The 16,789-nt window shown below is 69.6% G+C and carries 14 protein-coding genes; 4 read left to right on the top strand and 10 right to left on the bottom strand.

Going from position 1 to position 16,789, the window contains the following annotated elements; all coding sequences use genetic code 11:
• Nucleotides 1-74: 74 nt before the first annotated feature.
• Nucleotides 75-1,976, top strand: a complete 1,902-nt coding sequence (locus tag ACFQS9_RS25050; protein ID WP_378409259.1) for an alkyl/aryl-sulfatase — start codon at nt 75-77, stop codon at nt 1,974-1,976.
• Nucleotides 1,977-2,061: 85 nt separating this feature from the next.
• Here ACFQS9_RS25050 and leuA read toward each other — a convergent pair whose 3' ends face one another.
• Complete coding sequence (gene leuA, locus ACFQS9_RS25055) at nt 2,062-3,870, bottom strand: 2-isopropylmalate synthase (RefSeq protein ID WP_378409260.1); 1,809 nt, start codon at nt 3,868-3,870, stop codon at nt 2,062-2,064.
• Between the two features lie 339 nt (nt 3,871-4,209).
• On the opposite strand from leuA, the gene ACFQS9_RS25060 reads away from it, so the two are divergent.
• Nucleotides 4,210-4,887: a pentapeptide repeat-containing protein gene (locus ACFQS9_RS25060; protein ID WP_378409261.1), complete on the top strand. Its 678-nt coding sequence runs from the start codon at nt 4,210-4,212 to the stop codon at nt 4,885-4,887.
• Nucleotides 4,888-4,944: 57 nt separating this feature from the next.
• On the opposite strand, the gene ACFQS9_RS25065 is transcribed toward ACFQS9_RS25060, so the two are convergent.
• From ACFQS9_RS25065 to ACFQS9_RS25080, 4 genes are all read right to left on the bottom strand, one after another.
• Entirely contained in the window at nt 4,945-5,169 is a 225-nt protein-coding gene (locus ACFQS9_RS25065; RefSeq protein ID WP_136911020.1) for a hypothetical protein, read from the bottom strand.
• Between the two features lie 110 nt (nt 5,170-5,279).
• Nucleotides 5,280-7,925: a winged helix-turn-helix domain-containing protein gene (locus tag ACFQS9_RS25070; protein WP_378409262.1), complete on the bottom strand. Its 2,646-nt coding sequence runs from the start codon at nt 7,923-7,925 to the stop codon at nt 5,280-5,282.
• 176 nt (nt 7,926-8,101) lie between these two features.
• Complete coding sequence (locus ACFQS9_RS25075) at nt 8,102-9,112, bottom strand: LLM class flavin-dependent oxidoreductase (protein WP_378409263.1); 1,011 nt, start codon at nt 9,110-9,112, stop codon at nt 8,102-8,104.
• A gap of 95 nt (nt 9,113-9,207) precedes the next feature.
• Nucleotides 9,208-9,558, bottom strand: a complete 351-nt coding sequence (locus ACFQS9_RS25080) for a GNAT family N-acetyltransferase (RefSeq protein ID WP_378409264.1) — start codon at nt 9,556-9,558, stop codon at nt 9,208-9,210.
• A gap of 95 nt (nt 9,559-9,653) precedes the next feature.
• Between ACFQS9_RS25080 and ACFQS9_RS25085 the strand changes: the two genes are divergently transcribed.
• Nucleotides 9,654-10,637, top strand: a complete 984-nt coding sequence (locus tag ACFQS9_RS25085; protein ID WP_378409265.1) for a pirin family protein — start codon at nt 9,654-9,656, stop codon at nt 10,635-10,637.
• Here the strand turns inward: ACFQS9_RS25085 and ACFQS9_RS25090 are convergent.
• Both ACFQS9_RS25090 and ACFQS9_RS25095 read right to left on the bottom strand, forming a co-directional pair.
• The gene (locus ACFQS9_RS25090; RefSeq protein WP_378409266.1) at nt 10,634-11,671 is read right to left on the bottom strand and encodes a phosphotransferase family protein; all 1,038 of its coding nucleotides are present in this window, start codon (nt 11,669-11,671) and stop codon (nt 10,634-10,636) included. The genes ACFQS9_RS25085 and ACFQS9_RS25090 overlap by 4 nt on opposite strands.
• Nucleotides 11,672-11,676: 5 nt before the next feature.
• The gene (locus ACFQS9_RS25095) at nt 11,677-12,792 is read right to left on the bottom strand and encodes an Rv3169 family protein (protein ID WP_378409267.1); all 1,116 of its coding nucleotides are present in this window, start codon (nt 12,790-12,792) and stop codon (nt 11,677-11,679) included.
• A 99-nt stretch (nt 12,793-12,891) separates the two neighbouring features.
• On the opposite strand from ACFQS9_RS25095, the gene ACFQS9_RS25100 reads away from it, so the two are divergent.
• Nucleotides 12,892-13,521: a TetR/AcrR family transcriptional regulator gene (locus ACFQS9_RS25100; RefSeq protein ID WP_378409268.1), complete on the top strand. Its 630-nt coding sequence runs from the start codon at nt 12,892-12,894 to the stop codon at nt 13,519-13,521.
• Here ACFQS9_RS25100 and ACFQS9_RS25105 read toward each other — a convergent pair.
• The 3 genes from ACFQS9_RS25105 to ACFQS9_RS25115 are packed head-to-tail and all read right to left on the bottom strand — an operon-like array spanning nt 13,518 to nt 16,788.
• Nucleotides 13,518-14,546, bottom strand: coding sequence for a crotonase/enoyl-CoA hydratase family protein (locus tag ACFQS9_RS25105; protein ID WP_378409269.1), 1,029 nt, complete (start codon nt 14,544-14,546; stop codon nt 13,518-13,520). The two genes, ACFQS9_RS25100 and ACFQS9_RS25105, sit on opposite strands and share 4 nt — an antisense overlap.
• A complete protein-coding gene (locus ACFQS9_RS25110; RefSeq protein ID WP_378409270.1) occupies nt 14,543-16,180 on the bottom strand; it encodes an acyl-CoA dehydrogenase family protein in 1,638 nt (545 codons plus the stop codon). Before ACFQS9_RS25110 ends, ACFQS9_RS25105 begins: the two co-directional genes overlap by 4 nt.
• A complete protein-coding gene (locus ACFQS9_RS25115) occupies nt 16,177-16,788 on the bottom strand; it encodes a TetR/AcrR family transcriptional regulator (RefSeq protein ID WP_378409271.1) in 612 nt (203 codons plus the stop codon). Before ACFQS9_RS25115 ends, ACFQS9_RS25110 begins: the two co-directional genes overlap by 4 nt.
• Nucleotide 16,789 lies beyond the last annotated feature (1 nt).

Below are 16,789 nucleotides of genomic sequence, written 5' to 3' on the forward strand. Positions count from 1 at the left end.
TGTTGCACCCCACCGGGATGTAGCACGCGCACAGTTTCGACAGCGTGTCACCTAGTAGCGAGGGGTTTGTAACGATGACGACAACGGCGGACGCGACCAGCGAGATCGAATCGGCCAATGCCGCGCTGCAGAATCAGCTCCCGTTCTCCGACGAGTCCGATCTGGCCGATGCCGATCGCGGGTTCATCGCCGCGCTCACGCCGGGCGTGGTCACCGCGGGCGATGGAACCGTGGTGTGGGACAACGACTCCTACGCGTTCCTCGAGGAACCTTGCCCGCCGACCGCGAACCCGAGCCTGTGGCGTCAGTCCGGGCTGGTGGCCAAGCAGGGCCTGTTCGAGGTGAGCGAGCGGGTCTATCAGGTCCGCGGGCTGGATCTGTCCAACATGACGCTGATCGAGGGCGAGACGGGCGTCATCGTGATCGACCCCCTGATCTCGGCGGAGACCGCGGCCGCCGGGCTGGCGCTCTACCGCGCGCACCGCGGCGATCGCCCGGTCACGGCGGTGATCTACACGCACTCGCACATCGACCACTTCGGCGGCGTCAAGGGCGTCACGACGGAGGAGGACGTGGCCGCGGGGCGCTGCCCGATCCTCGCCCCGGTCGGCTTCGTGGAACACGCCGTCGAGGAGAACGTGTACGCGGGCACCGCGATGGCCCGCCGAGCCGCGTACATGTACGGCGCCGCACTGCCCCGCGGCCCTCGGGGCGGTCTCGGCGCCGGACTCGGCCAGACCACCTCCACCGGCACGCCGACCTTGATCACGCCCACCGTGCACGTGTCCACCACCGGGCAGGTGGAAACCGTCGACGGGGTGCGCATCGAGTTCCAGATGACGCCGGGCACCGAGGCGCCGTCGGAGATGAACTTCTACTTCCCGGACCTGCGGGCGCTGTGCATGGCGGAGAACGCGACCCACACCCTGCACAACCTGTTGACCCTGCGCGGTGCGCTGGTCCGCGATCCGCACGTGTGGTCCAAGTACCTCACCGAGTCGATCAACCGCTACGCCTCGAAGTCCGACGTGCTGTTCGCGTCGCATCACTGGCCGACCTGGGGCACCGAGCGGCTCACCGAGTTCCTGTCCCTGCAGCGGGACCTGTACGGCTATCTGCACGATCAGACGCTCCGGCGAATCAACCAGGGCCGCACCGGGATCGAGATCGCCGAGGAGATCGAACTGCCGCCCGCGGTGGCCCAGGCGTGGCACACCCATGGGTACTACGGGTCGGTCAGCCACAACGTCAAGGCGATCTACCAGCGGTACATGGGCTGGTTCGACGGGAATCCGGCACACCTGTGGGAGCACCCGCCTGTGGAGTCCGCGAAACGGCACGTCGAGTTCATGGGTGGATCCGCGGAGGTGCTGCGCAAGGCCCGGGAGTCGTTCGCGCAGGGGGACTTCCGCTGGGTGGCGCAGGCGGTGAACTACGTGATCTTCGCCGAGCCCGATAACGCCGAGGCCCGGGCGCTGCAGGCGTATACCTTCGAACAGCTCGGCTACGGCGCCGAGAACGGCACCTGGCGGAACTTCTACCTCACCGGGGCCCACGAGCTGCGTCACGGGTCGGTGGGCACCCCGACCGCGACCGCTGCCCCGGACATCGCGGCCGCGCTCACGGTGGAGCAGGTCTTCGACGCGGTGTCCCTGCGGATCGACGGACCGCGGGCCTGGTCGGCCCGCATCGTCATCGACTGGCGCGTCACCGACGAGAACGTCGTGCACCGAACGCAACTCCGCAACGGGCTGCTGGTGCACTACGACCTCGACGGCGAGTCCTCCGGCGGCGCGGATGCCACCTTCACCCTGACCCGTCCGACGCTCCTGGGCGTGCTGGTCGGCGGCGCGGACATCGGGAAGGCCATCGCCGACGGAACGGTCGTCGCGGAGGGAGATGTCGCGAAGCTCGCCGAGCTCGCCGGCTACCTCGATGCGCCCGACCCCGACTTCGCCATCGTCACGCCGGACTGAGGTGACGCAGCCACATCGGTGCTGAACGAACTGTGCGCGCGTCGTATCCCCACCGGGGTACGACGCGCGCACAAGCGCGCAGCGCCTAGTAGGCGCGGTTGACCGCGGAGACCACGCCGCGCAGCGAGGCGGTGGTGATGGAGGTGGCGATGCCGACGCCCCACACCGTCTTGGTGACACCGTCGGGCCGGGTGACCGCGCACTCCACGTAGGCCGCGGCTTGCGCGTCGTCGCCCGCGGACATGGCGTGCTCGGAGTAGTCCAGCACCCGGACGTCGAAGCCGATCGTCCCGATCGCGTCGACGAAGGCGGCCAGCGGTCCGTTGCCGGAGCCGGTGATCTCCTGCTCCTTGCCGTCCACCTTCACCACGGCGGTGATGGCGTCGGTTCCGCCGTCCTCCTCGGACGCGGTCACCTTCTGGCGAATCCGTTCCAGCGGGTTGACCGGGACCAGGTACTCCTCGTTGAAGACGTCCCACATCTCCTTCGGGGAGACCTCGCCGCCCTCGCCGTCGGTGATCTTCTGGACGGCCGAGGAGAATTCCATCTGCAGGCGCCGCGGCAGCACCAGGCCGTGGTCGGCCTTCATGATGTACGCGACGCCGCCCTTGCCGGACTGAGAGTTCACCCGGATCACGGCCTCGTAGGTCCGGCCCACGTCCTTGGGGTCGATCGGCAGGTAGGGGACCGCCCACACGATGTCGTCGACGTCGGCGTCCTGCGCGTCCGCCGAGATCTTCATCTGGTCGAGGCCCTTGTTGATCGCGTCCTGGTGGCTGCCGGAGAAGGCGGTGTACACCAGGTCGCCGCCGTACGGGTGCCGCTCGGCGACCGGCAGCTGGTTGCAGTACTCGACGGTGCGGCGGATCTCGTCGATGCTGGAGAAGTCGATCTGCGGATCCACCCCGCGGGTGAACATGTTCAGGCCGAGGGTGACCAGGCAGACGTTGCCGGTGCGCTCGCCGTTGCCGAACAGGCATCCCTCGATGCGATCCGCCCCGGCCTGGAAGCCGAGCTCCGCGGCCGCGACACCGGTGCCGCGGTCGTTGTGCGGGTGCAGCGACAGGATCACCGAGTCACGCCGGGCCAGATTGCGGCTCATCCACTCGATGGAGTCGGCGTACACGTTCGGCGTCGCCATCTCGACGGTGGCGGGCAGGTTCAGGATGATCGGGTTCTCGGGCGTCGGCGCGATCACCTCGGTGACGGCGTCGCACACCTCCTTCGCGTACTCCAGCTCGGTGCCGGTGTACGACTCGGGGGAGTACTCGTACCGCCAGTTGGTGTCCGGGTACTTCGCCGCCTCCTGCAGGCACTTGCGGGCGCCCGCGGTGGCGATCTTCTTGATCGCGTCGCGCTCGGCCCGGAACACCACGCGGCGCTGCAGGATCGAGGTGGAGTTGTAGAAGTGCACGATGACGCTGCGGGCGCCATCGCAGGCGGCGAACGTGCGCTCGATCAGCTCGTCGCGGCACTGGGTGAGGACCTGGATGGTCACGTCGTCGGGGATCGCCCCGTCCTCGATGATCTCGCGGACGAAGTCGAAATCGGTCTGGCTGGCCGACGGGAAGCCGACCTCGATCTCCTTGTAGCCCATCCGCACCAGCAGGTCGAACATGCGGCGCTTGCGGGCCGGGCTCATCGGGTCGATGAGGGCCTGATTGCCGTCACGCAGGTCGACGGCGCACCACAGCGGGGCGCGGTCGATGGTCTTGTCCGGCCAGGTGCGGTCCGGGAGCGAGATCGGCTCGACCTCCTCGGCGAACGGCCGGTACCGGTAGGTCGGCATGGAGGAGTTCTTCTGCGGGTTCCAGACGGGCTGGTCGGCAGGTGCGGGCTTCGACGGCGGCGTGATGGTGCGCGATCCGGAAGTAAAAGCGTCGGCGGATGACATTGACGATTCTCCGAGATGAAGGGGACGGTTGGTCCGAAGGTGTCGACCGGCGCGTCTGAACCCCGCGACGGGTGGCCAGTCTGGATCAGACCCCGTCGCGGCGGTGAAGAAGGAGCGCCCGCTGCATGAGGAAGAGTCTACCTGCCTCGACAATCCCGCCGGATCTCACCCGTCGGGAGGGATGCCTGTCGGTCGCTTGGTCGGGAGGCCTGCGCGATGGATGTGGCGTTGGCAGCTTTGTTCGGCGAAAGAGGAGTGCGTCGCAGGTCCGTTGGCTAATGTGTCCGCGTCGGGCTGTGATTTGACCCGTGCAGGGGTCGTTCTGGAAGTGGGAAATACATGTCGGCTTTGATCAATGCTGTCCGCGGGCTCGGCGTCGCGGTCCTCGGTACCGGACTGGCGCTGTCGGGGCTGGCCGCGGTGGCACCGGCTGCGGGTGCCGACACGGTGCTCGGGACCTGCACCGTCGTCTCCGATCCGAACCCGGAGCGCGTCACCGACTGCATCGGTGCGAACCTCGCGGGCGCGAACCTGACCGGTGTCAACCTGGCCGGGGCGAACCTGTCCGGCGTGAACCTGCTCGGCGCGAACCTGTCCGGCGCGAAGCTCACCGGGGCGAACCTGAGCAGCGCGAACCTCGGCAACACGCTCCTGGCGAACGCGGACCTCAGCGGGGCCAACCTGACGAACGCCTACCTGGCCAGCGCGAACCTCGTCGACGCGAACCTGGCCGGAGCGAACCTGGCCGGGGCGAACCTGTCCGGCGCCAATGTCTTCGGGACCAAGCTCAAGGACGCCCTGTCGGTGAACCTCGCCGGAGCGAACGAGAACGGCATCCCCGTCGGTGGCGGAAGCAGCTCGATGCCGAACGGACAGCCGCTGTTCGGTTCGACGGTGACCGGCTCGACGAACATCAGTGGGGTCGGCACCGATGGGCCGGTGGAGGTCGAGGATCCGTTGCAGCCGCTGATCGGTTCCGCGGTGACCGGCTCGACGAACATCAGCGGCGTCGGATAGCACCGCTTCACCGAGAACCGCACCCTCGACGGGGGTGCGGTTCTCGTCTGTCCGGGCTCAGTCCGGGAGGCGGCGCATCTCGATGACCGTGAGCCCCATGGTGTCGAAGCGCGCGAGCATCCCGCGCAGCTGGACGTCGCCGTCGATCGGGCCGTACAGCGTCGTGTACGCATGCGGGGTCGGGGCCACGCTCAGCTCAGGGAAGGCGGCCAGTACGCGCTCCGACAGGTCGCCGCGTACCAGGAACTCGTAGCGGACCCGGGCGGGTTGGGGGTGTGCCACGGCCGCGGCCTCCTCCGGAGTCGACTGGGCTGTCAGTTCGCCTTCGAGTCCAGTCTCCGCCCAGACGAGGCGCGCGCCTCACCCGTGAGTGGTGAAATGTGCGGCGGTCGTCACAGCAACCCGCGCGCCCGGGCCTCGGTGATGGCGTCCCGCCGGGTCCGCACGTCCAGCTTCCGGTAGATGCCACGCAGGTGCGTCTTGACGGTGTTGACGGAGACGAACAGGTCCGCGGCGATCTGTTCGGCGGTGTGCCAGGAGGGCAGCTCGACGAGGAGCTCCATCTCGCGTGGGGTGAGCAGGTCCGTGGCCCCCTGAGCGGACTGCGGGATCACCGACCTCGCGCGTTCGGCGAACTTGTCGTACACGCCGAAGCGGCCGCGGTGCCGGTCCAGCAGATCCCGGAGCGGCTCGCCGCCGTCGAAGAACGGGCGCAGAATGCCCTCGGGTTCGGCGATCGTCATGGCCTCGATCAACGCGGCCCGCGCGTCGATCGACTCGTTCTTGGTGTCCGCGATCGAGGCCGCCATCAGCCAGGCCCGGATCAGGGTCATGTCCGATACGCACTCGAGCTCGCCGCCGAGCACCGGGGCCAGTTCCCGGCGCGCGGAGTCCAGCCGTCGGTGGTGCAGCGACATCGCGGCCTGCAGCACGGCCGCCTCGCCGCCGTGCCCGAACTCGGCCGCGGTGAGGTCGGCGACCCGCGCTGCCCAGACGGGCTCCCCGACCTGGAGGAACGCGCGTTGGACGGACGGCACGACGAGGGCGGTGGCGCCGGGTGGCAGCGGGCGGTCTTTCATGGGTGCGCAGTGGTCGCGCATCACCCTCGCGGCCGCGTGCCGGTCGTCGGTGGACTCGAAATCGAAGACGGCCCCGAAGAGCACGGAGGCGCGGCCGACCGCCAGGTCGACGCTGTCCACGAGGCGCGGCACGCTCTCGTGCACCAGCCGGTGCATCGCCTCCTCCTCCACCCGCTGGTAGTGGCCGAACGCGCTGAACAGGAGAGCGACGTGGAAGTACACGTTGTCGGTGAGCTCGTGCGCGCGGGCGTAGTCCGCGGCCTCGGTCGCTCTGGCGTCCATCTCGTCGAGTCGGCACCGATAGGCCGCCACCGCGGACAGCGCAGCGAGTGACTGGAGGACGACGGCGGGCAGTCCCGCGGCGCGGGCATTGGCCAGCGCACTCTCGAGATGGCGGCCCGCCGGGCCGAGCCGGCCGAGATAGAGCTCGGCCATGCCCTCCTGGAGCAGGGCGAAGGAATCGAGTTCCGGGTCGCCCGCCGCGCCGACCGGGTCGGACTGCAGCGTCTCGAGCGCGTCCTCGATGCCGCCGGTCTGAACGGCGACCTGCAGCCGGAGGCCGTCGCCGAGCAGTTCGAGGTCGGGAGCGATCTCGAGCTGCTCTTCCTCGGCGGCGCGGTCGAGCACGCTGAGCGTGGACGAGGCGGCAGCGGTGTTTCCCCTGGCGAGTTCCGCCGCGACCCTCAGCAACCGGACGGAGGGATCGGCGCAGGCGGCCGGGGACGCGCGATCGAGGACATCGATGACGGCGGCCCAGCGGCCCGCGAGCACCAGCCGCAGGCCGCACTCACGGAGCAGAGTCAGCAGTGTGTCGTCGTCGCCGGCGTGCAGTGCGTGCTCGAGCGCGTGCACGTGATCGCCGCTCTGCGCGAACCACCCGGCGGCGACCCGCTCGAGATCTCCCACGGCGCGGCGCCCCAGCCTGCCGACCTCGGCGCGCAGATACTCGCGCAGCAGCGGGTGATACCGGTACCAGCCGGGTGAGCCGGCCACCCGCTCGATGAGGAAGTTGCCGTGCTCGAGCGCGTCGAGGACAGTGCGCGCGTCCTGGTTCCCGGTGAGCATCTCGGCGAGTTCGGCCGTGAACGCGTCGGGGATGGAGGTCTCGACGACGAACTCGCGTTCGTCCGAGGTCAGACCGTCGAGCACCTCGTTGACGAGGTAGTCGGCGACCACCCGGCTGTCCCCGCTGAAATCGGCGATCATCGCGGAGGGGTCGGGGTGGCGCGCGAGTGAGATCGCGGCCAGCCGCAGACCGGCGGCCCAGCCCTCGGTGCGGCTGCTGATCTTGGCGAGGTCGCAGCTGCTGAGGCGCACCCCGTGTTCCGCGAACAGGGTGGCGGCCTCGTCCTCGGTGAACGCGAGCTCACGGTGGGAGAGGTCGCACACCCTGCCCTCGAGGCGCATCCGGTGCACCGCCAGAGGCGGCTCGAAACGCCCGGCGAGGATGGTGCGCAGGCTCGGAGGAGCCCATCGGAGAAACTGCCCCAGCGATTCCAGGACCGCCGGATCGTGCAGCAGATGTGCGTCGTCGAGGACCAGCCAGATCGGATCGCCGACCGCATCGAGCACCTGGGCCAGGGCAACGGTGTAGTTGTCGTCGGTGGTGGGGGGCAACTGGCGCACCGCATCGGAGACCGCGGGGTTGCCGGTGTTCTCCAGGGCGATGCGGACCGCGGCACGCACCGCGTCCAGGTCGTTGTCCTGTTCCTCGACGGTGAGCCACGCGATCGTCGGGGGATTCGGTCGGGCCGAGACGGCGGCGGTCCAGTCCGCGAGCAGCATCGTCTTGCCCGCGCCGACGGGGGCGATCAGCATCGCGATGGTCGTCGGGGAGCCGGGCGGCGAGAACATCGCGTCGGAAAGCGAGTCCAGTAGCCGCTGCCTGCGGATCACCGGGTGGGCGTAGCTCGGGACCTGAGCCCGCACCTGATGTGTATCCCACTTCACTACGGACATCTGGCCTCTTCCCGACGGTCGATCCCGCCGAGGCCCGTTGCGTCGGCGTTTCCCCCGCTCACAGCACCGCGCGGGGGCCAGTAAAGGGATCGTAACGGCCGAGCAGTCTATTCAGGTGTCGGACGCGTGACCAGTTGGTGTCCGGTCGGGTGGAAAGCCACCCGACCGGGTCCCGGCTACTGCCGCACCAGCGGGGCGACCTTCGTGCCGAGCAGCTCGATCGTCCGCATCACCCGGTCGTGGGGGAGCGGGCCGACGCTCGGGTGCAGCATGAACCTCTCGATCCCGAGCGTCTCGCGCATGTCGATGATCTTCTCGGCGACCTGTTCCGGGTTTCCGAGGATCAGCGACCCGCCGGGCCCGCGCATGCCGTCGAAGCTCTGGGGATTCATCGGTGCCCACCCGCGTTCTCGGCCGAGCCCGGTCATCGCGGCCGCGTAGCTCGGGTAGAACTCGGCGGCGGCCTGCTCCTCGGTGTCGGCGATGTATCCGTGGGCGTGGACCGCGATCGGCTGTGGCCGGTGGCCGCCCTCGGCGACCGCGCGGCGGTGCAGGTCGGCCAGTGGTGCGAACCGGGCGGGCGAGCCGCCGATGATCGCGAGCGCCATCGGCAGGCCCAGCAGTCCCGCCCTGGCAACGGATTCCGGGTTGCCGCCGACGCCGACCCAGATCGGGAGCGGGCGCTCGGGCCGGGGATGAACGGACTGCCGGTCGAGTGCCGCGCGGTGCCTGCCCGACCAGGTCACGGTCTCGGAATCGCGGATGGCCAGCAGCAGGCCGAGCTTCTCGACGAACAGGTCGTCGTAGTCGGCGAGGTCGTAGCCGAACAGTGGGAACGACTCGGTGAAGGATCCGCGGCCGGCCATCACCTCGGCGCGGCCGCCGGAGATCAGGTCGAGGGTGGCGAACTCCTCGAACACGCGAACGGGATCGTCCGAGCTCAGCACGGTCACCGCGCTGGTCAGCGTGATGGACTCGGTCCTCGCCGCGGCGGCTGCCAACACCACGGCGGGCGCGGAGGCCGCGAAGTCGGCGCGATGGTGCTCGCCCACCCCGTACACGTCCAGGCCGACCTCCTCCGCGAGCGCGACCTCCTCGAGGAGATTGCGCAGTCGCTCGCGCGGGGAGACGGCAGCGTTCTGCGGTCCGGCACCGACCTCCGCGAATGTCGTCAAACCGAGTTCCATCGAGTCACCCTCCGCCATGTAGTTCAAAAATAAACTATGCGGGTAACCCGATGCGCACGGGGAAAATTCCGGACGGGTACGCGGTGGAGTTCGTGTCAGGCCCGAAGGTCCCGCACGGCCTGGAGTGCCTCGGGTGTCACCGGGTCGACGTCGGACGCGAAGTCGTCGTGCTTCTTGAGATAGCCGGCGACGAAGGGGCAGATGGGGACGATCCGCTTGCCCTGCCGCACGGTCTCGCCGAGCGCATCGTGGATCAACAGGCTCGCGAGCCCCCGGCCCCCGTACTGTTCCCCGATCTCGGTGTGGAAGAAGATCCGTTGGCCGCCCCGGTCCAGGTACTGGGTGAATCCGGCCAGATCCGCGCCGAGGCGGACCTCGAAGCGGTGCCGCGCGGGGGCGTCCAGGACCACGGGTGCCGGCTCGCCGGCGACATGTTCGTCCGTCATGACCTCACTATGCCGCAGCGATACCCTGGAGGCGGTCCGATGTTGGTTCGGGCGGAGTCCGTCGACGGTGCCGCGGCACCGAGGATCGAGGAACGATGAGCAATCTCGACCCCTCTCCCGACGAGCTGGTCTGCCCCGCCGACGACGGCCGCGACGGTGGTCCGCGGTTGCTCGACTACCGCGACGTCCCCCTCGGCGGGCCGCGCGCGATGCCGGTGCGGCGCTCGCTGCCGCAGCGCGCGCAGTCCTTCATCGGTGCCTGGTGTTTCCTCGACCACTACGGACCCGACGACGTCTCCGAGAGCGGCGGGATGAAGGTCGCCGGGCATCCGCACACCGGGCTGCAGACCGTGTCGTGGTTGTTCACCGGCGAGATCGAGCACCGCGACACCACCGGTGTACACGCCACGGTCCGGCCGGGGGAGATCAACCTGATGACCGCCGGCTCGGGGATCGCGCACTCCGAATACTCGACACCGGAGACCTCCGTCCTGCACGGTGTTCAGCTCTGGGTGGCGCTACCCGACGAACATCGTTTCACCGCACCAGCTTTCGAGCACTACGCGCCGCCCGTCGTCGATCACGACGGGGTGCGGGTGCTGGTGTTCCTCGGGCGACTGCTGGGTACCCGATCCCCGGTCAGGACCTTCAGCCCGCTCCTGGGCGCGGAGCTCACGTTGCCCGCGGGCCGGTCCCTGCAGCTCGACCTCGACCGCGACTTCGAGCACGGTGTGCTGGTGGACACCGGTACCGCGACGGTCGGTGGAGTGGGCGCGAAGCCGGGACAGCTGGTGTACCTGCCGCAGGGTGCGGCCCGGGTCGAGGTGAAGGCCTCCGACGACGAGAGGACGCGGATCCTGCTGCTCGGTGGTGAGCCACTCGGCGAGGAGATCGTCATGTGGTGGAACTTCATCGGCCGCAGCCACGACGAGGTCGCCGGGTTCCGCGAGGACTGGCAGCGGGAACGGTCGCACCGTCCCGGCGAGACACCGGGACGGTACGGGCCGTTCCCCGCGCAATGGCGCGAGACCATCCCCGCGCCGATACTGCCGAACACCCGCCTCAAGCCGCGGAGTTAGGGCTGGGCGCCGCCCAGCAGGTCCTCGAGCCGCCGTATGCAGAACGCCGAGATGTCGGCGTGCTCGCCCACCTGCAGGTGCGTGGACAGGCGCAACAGTGGCACGGACAGCAGCACCGCCGCGAGGACCTCGTTGAACCGTAGGTTCCGCACCGGTCGGCCGGTCAGCTCCTCGTACCGCGCGATGGTCTCCTCGCGGTTCGGTGTGCCCGGAAGGCGCGGGTGACCCTCGAAATCGCTGCACGCCCAGTCGAGGAAGAGCAACCACGCCAGGTCGGCCTCGTGGTCGCCCAGATATGCCATCTCCCAGTCGAGTACGCCTGCGACCGTGTGATCTCGTGCGTACAGGATGTTCGACATGCGCGCGTCGCCCCAGCACAGGGTCACGTGTTCCGGCTCGTAGAGGTTCTCGCGAAGCCAGGTCAGTGCCCTCTCCATCACCGGAGGCAGGCTCGGCGACGCCCAGTGCACGGCCCAGTCGAGGTAGTTCACCGCCTGCTCGACCGGTTGCTCCCCGAACTCCGGCATCGCGAGGAACCCGAGCCGGAGCCGGTCGTGGTCGAGGCGATGAATCTGCGCCATCGTCTCCATGCATCCCCACCACATCTTCGCCCGACCCCGCTCGTCGGCGTCGAAGTAGCTGCCCGCGGTGTGGTAGGAGGGGAAGTCGCTGGGCGCCTCGGCATCTGCGATGCGGTCCATCACGTAGTACGGAGTCCCGAGTGCGGTGTCGCCGTCCTCGATCCACCGCACGCGGGGCACCGCGAGACCGGTCGGCGTGAGCCGGTCCGTCACCAGGTACTGGCGCCGGAGGTCGTAGTCGGGAAACAGTGCGACCTCGGGTGGGCGGCGGAACACGTACCCTGCCGACGTGTGCTCGGCGCCGTCCAGCTCGAAAAGGTAGGTCTCGGTGGAGAACCCGCGCTCGGTGCGCTTCCAGTTGACGATCTTCGCCTTCCGCGCACCCGGAATGCGTTCGCGGACAATGGGCTCCAGCGCGGATGGCAGCTCGTCCGGGGAAACACGGTCGGTCATCGTGCTCACCAGCCCGTGTAGCCGTAGCGGGGGTACGCGCCGAAGAAGACCATCTCCACGAGCCCGTGCCCGACCTTGTCGCCCATCCGGACCTCGCAGAGCGTCTCGCTGAGCATGCTGACGGGTTTGATCTCGTCGACATCGGTGATGTCGACCGTGAATCCGTCGCTGAACGACGGACCGCGCCACATGCCGGAGGCGTATCCGCGGTACTCGTCGTACCCGGCGAGACCCGGCCAGAAGTCGCACACGGGAGTGACCTCGATCGTGTCGGAGGTGCGGTCGGCGCGATGCACGGTGAAGGTCCCGGACTCGACCACGCGGAGGTCGTCGCGGAACTTCAGGTCGTGTTCGACGTCGATGATCGGCAGCGCCTCCCTGCCGGACTCGATCGGGAAGAGCACCTCGCCCTCGAACTGCCAGCGTTGTCCGGTGCTCGTCTCGCGCTGCGCGAAATGCACCACCTCGTCCTCGAACTGGAAGATGCCCATGTAGTAGAGGACGCCGTCGGGAATCTCCTGGGGCTGCATGTCCCCGCCCTCGGCGAGGCTGCCGCCGCCACCGCCGTGCCGCACGCCCCACGAGTGGTCGCGGCCGAACCACCACTGGTCGGGGTCGATCTCGATGCGCTCGCCGTCGATCTCGATCCAGCCGGTGATGGTGCCGTTCTGGTAGAACCGTCGAGCGTCCTCGCGGACCCGGCCCCGGGAGCGGTGGAAGGCCGCCGTCTGCTCGTACACCGGGAAGTCGCCGTGGAAGTCGAGCTGCAGGCTGACGCCGTGCTCGTTGGGCGCGACCGTGGAACGCACCTTGCGCAGCGGCTCGACGACCTCGTAGGTGTACGGCCCGACGCTCCACGCGGCCAGGGCGCCGGTCTGCGGGTTCAGCTCGGTCGACAGCCGGACCACACGGGCCTCCTGACCCCTGCGGGTGACCATCGCGTAGGCGTCCAGGACGTTGCGGTTCGGATACTTGGCCATGCCCGTCATCACGCTGACCTCGCCGGACTTGTCGAAGCCGTACATCACGATGCGCTCGGTCCAGCGCAGGTCGCTCTGCGAGACGTGGTCGAGGGTCGTGGGGAGTTGGTGGATCAGCAATTCGTCGTGCGGGGTGATCATCGCGGGCCCTTTCGTCGACGGTGAGGTGGTGAGAATCTATTACGGAGCGCTCCGCAACGTAATGGGTTTCGGGAAAGCTGTCCGGTACTGTCCGCCGATGTGGACGAACGCAGGGATCGCCGGATCGGCACGGCCGGCGTGGGGCGGCCACGTGACCCGGAACTCGACCGGTCGATTCTGGCCGCGGCGCGCGAACTGCTGGTCGAGGTCGGGTATCAGAAGGCCACCATCACGGCGATCGCCAGGCGGGCCGAGGTGGGCACCGCCGCGATCTATCGCCGCTGGGCCACAAGGGAATCGATCATCGAGGACGCCGTCTTCGGCATGGGCGATGCGGCACTGCCGCAGGCAACCGGGGACCTGCGAGAAGATCTGCTGAGGTGGGTCCGGATGTTCCTCGCGCGCATCGCGGAACCCGCCACCCGCGCCGCCATTCCGGGGCTACTGTCCGCCTACCACCACGACGACGGCGTCTACGAGCGTCTGGTTCGCCGGTCCGAGCGGCCCGCACGCGACGCGCTGGCCGAGCAGGTGGTCGCCGCGTTCCCGGATCGCCCGGCCGCCGCGAGTCGGGCCGCAGCGGACGCCGCGTTCGACCTTCTCGTCGCGGCGACCACCATGCGCGGGCTGACCAGTGGACTCGCCGGCGCCGAGGCGTTCTGCGCCCGCACGGCCGATTCGTTGACCGTGCTGGTCACCGCGGGCGCCCGAGCCCCGCTCACCGGCTAGCGGGCCGTGCCGGGCTCGAACTGCGCGCGCTTGTGGTCGCCGAACGGCTCATCGCGCTCGCGCACGGCCTCGCGGAATCCGGCGGTGGCGGAACGCAATTGGAAGGCGTACCCCTCCCGGGTGTGTCGGGACACGCCGTCGAAGACGGTGCTCACCATCGCCGAGTTCGCGACGCCCTGTGCGAGCAGGGTGCTGTTCAATGCGAGCTTGACCATCATCAGCTGGTTGATCGGCATCGCGGCGATGCGGGCGAGGAGGTCCTCGGTGCGTTCGTCCAGCTCGCCGGGCGGCGCCGACTCCACCGCGAGGCCCCACTCGGCCGCCTGCCTGCCGCTGATGCAATCCCCGGTCAGCAGCAGGCGTTTGGCCCGCTGGTCGCCGAGGCGATGCGCCCACATCCCGGCGGCGGGCACGCCCCAGACGCGCGTGGGGGGATAGCCGATCTTGGTGTCGTCGGCGGCGATGATCTGGTCGCAGTACAGCGCGATGTCGGTGCCGCCCGCCACGCAGAAACCGTGGATCTTCGCGACCGTCGGTTTGTTCGCGTGCAGCAGGCTCGCGAAGCCGCGGTTGAAGCGGCTCATCATCGCGTAGTCGGCCATCGGGTCCCATTGCCCGAACGGATTGTGGTTGCGCGCCTGCACGACCGGGTCCAGGACCGTGCCGGTGACGGTGTCGGGCCCGTGGTCGGGACCGCCACCCTGCTCGGCGAAGACGCCGAGGTCGTAGCCGCCGCAGAAACCCTTGCCGCGTCCCGACAGCAGGATGACGTGGACGCGCGGATCGAGGTCGGCGCGTTCGACGGTCTCGGCGAGCTCGAGCGGGGTGTCGGCCGTGATCGCGTTGCCGTGCTCCGGCCGGTTGAAGGTGATCCGCGCGATGCGCCCGGTCACCTCGTAGGTCAGCGTCTCGTACTCGACATCCTGTGTGTCCGAGTCCATCTCGCGGCCGGCGAACAGCGAGTCGTCGCCCTCGTCCCAGCCCTCGCGCCAGGCCGCCGGGCGGGTCCCGGCGTGGTCGGTCACGACCCGACCTTCGGCGTGGCGCGGGCGATGATCGCCGCGGTGTCGACTCCGGTCGGGAGCGTCCCGAACACGCTGCCCCAGTCGCCTGCGAGCCGGCTGGCGCAGAATGCATCGGCGACCGCGGGGTGGCCGTACCGGACAAGGAGCGAGCCCTGCAATGCCAGCGCCATGTCGCCGACGATGCGGCGGGCCCGGTGCTCGAGTGTGTCGAAGTCGCCGAAAGTCGCCTTCAGCCGGCCGACGGCAGCGTCGAGGCGGGCGTCGGCCCCGGCGCTCGTGTCGAGCTCGTCGAAGAACGCCTGCAACGACTCCGGCTGTTTCGCCATGGCCCGCAGCGTGTCGAGCGCGGCGACATTGCCGGATCCCTCCCACACCGAGAGCAGCGGCGCCTCGCGGTAGAGCCGCGGCATCCGCGAATCCTCCACGTATCCGTTGCCGCCCAGGCATTCCAGCGCCTCCGCGGCGTGGACGGGGCCGCGCTTGCAGACGAAGTACTTGCTGACCGCGAGGGCGATCCGGCGCAGCGAGGCGGCCCGCTCGTCGCCCGCCGTCGCCCGGTCGGTGAGCGCGGCCAGCCACAGGGCGACCGTCGTCGAGGCCTCGGATTCGACGGCCAGGTCCGCGAGCACGTTGCGCATCAGAGGCTGGTCGACCAGGTGGGCGCCGAAGGCGCTCCGGTGGGTGGCGTGGTGCGCGGCCTGCGCTGTGCCGACACGCATCCCGGTGGCGGTGCCGATCGTGCAGTCGAGCCGGGTCATGTTGACCATCTCGATGATGGTCGGGACCCCGCGCCCCTCCTCGCCCACCAGCCAGGCGACGGCCTCGTCGTACTCCACCTCGCTGCTCGCGTTCGAGTGGTTGCCGAGCTTGTCCTTCAGCCGCTGCAGGTGCATCCGGTTGCGGGTGCCGTCCGCCAGGATCCGCGGCAGGAGGAAACACGACAGCCCGCCCGGCGCCTGGGCGAGAACGAGGAACACATCCGACATCGGTGCGGAGGTGAACCACTTGTGGCCGGTCAGCAGATAGCTGCCGTCCGACTGCGGGACCGCCCTGGTGGTGCCGGCGCGGACGTCGGAGCCGCCCTGCTTCTCGGTCATGGACATGCCCGCGATCAGACCGGACTTGGTCAGCGGGGGCGCGAGCGTCGGGTCGTAGGCCCGCGCGGTGAGCAGCGGTTCGTACTGCGCCGCGAGTTCGGGGTTGTGACGGAGGGCGGGCACCACGGCGTAGGTCATCGAGATTGGGCAGCCGTGGCCCGCGTCGACCTGGCCCCAGATCGCCATCTTTGCGGCCCGGATCAGGTGCGCATTCGGGTTCGGGTCCGCCCAGGGGGCGCCGTGCAGCCCCAACTCGACGGCCGTCGTCATCAGCTGGTGGTAGGCGGGGTCGTACTCGACCTCGTCGATCCGGTGACCGTAGCGGTCGTGGGTGCGCAGGACCGGGGGGTGGGCCTCGGCGAGGTCGCCCCAGCGCTGGGCGGTCGCGCCGCCCGCGAGCCGTCCGACCTCGTGCAGTTCGTCCAGCGCGTCGTGGGCGCCCGCGCGTTGCAGGGCCTCCAGGATCGGCGGGTGGTCGGCGGCGTCGTAGTCGACCAGTGGCGGCACCTGGTTGAGGACCTCGTGCGTGGTGCTCATGTCGGGCTCCCTAGGGATCGGAGGGTGAAGGCGTGGAGCAGGGGGAGGATCGTCGGGTCGACGGCGCCCCGGGCGAGCGGGAGGACGAGCGCCTCTCCGATCGCGCCGACGATGCAGGCGGCGGTCACGGTGGCGTCCTGGGCGGGGATCTCGCCGGTCTCGATCGCGCCGGCGATCGCCACGGCGAGGGCATCGCGGAACGATTCGCGGAAGAGCAGTCGTTCGGTGTCGACCTGGGGGTCGACCGGTTCGACGAGCAGGGCGTAGGCCAGGGTGGGCGCGCGCAGTGCCCGCTGCGCGAAGGTGCCGACGGCCGCCGAGACGGCGGCGACGCATCGTCCGTCCTCGGCGCGGGCCGCCTCGCCCGCGGTGACGGCCGCGTTGACCTCGCGGCTGCAGACGATCCGGAACACCTCCGCGAACAGTTCGCCCTTGTTCGCGAAGTGTCGGTAGACGGTGCCGGTGCCGACGCCCGCGTCGGCCGCGACCGCGGAGATGGAGCAGCCGCCATAGCCGTGCCGGGCGACCAATCCGATCGCGGAATCGATCAGCCTGGTCCGCAGTGCGTCCAGTCGTTCCTGGACCGCGGGGGTGCGCCGGTACGCCATA

Origin of the sequence: Rhodococcus daqingensis, from assembly GCF_042665615.1 — a bacterium.
In the GTDB taxonomy this organism is placed as follows: domain Bacteria; phylum Actinomycetota; class Actinomycetes; order Mycobacteriales; family Mycobacteriaceae; genus Rhodococcus_G; species Rhodococcus_G daqingensis.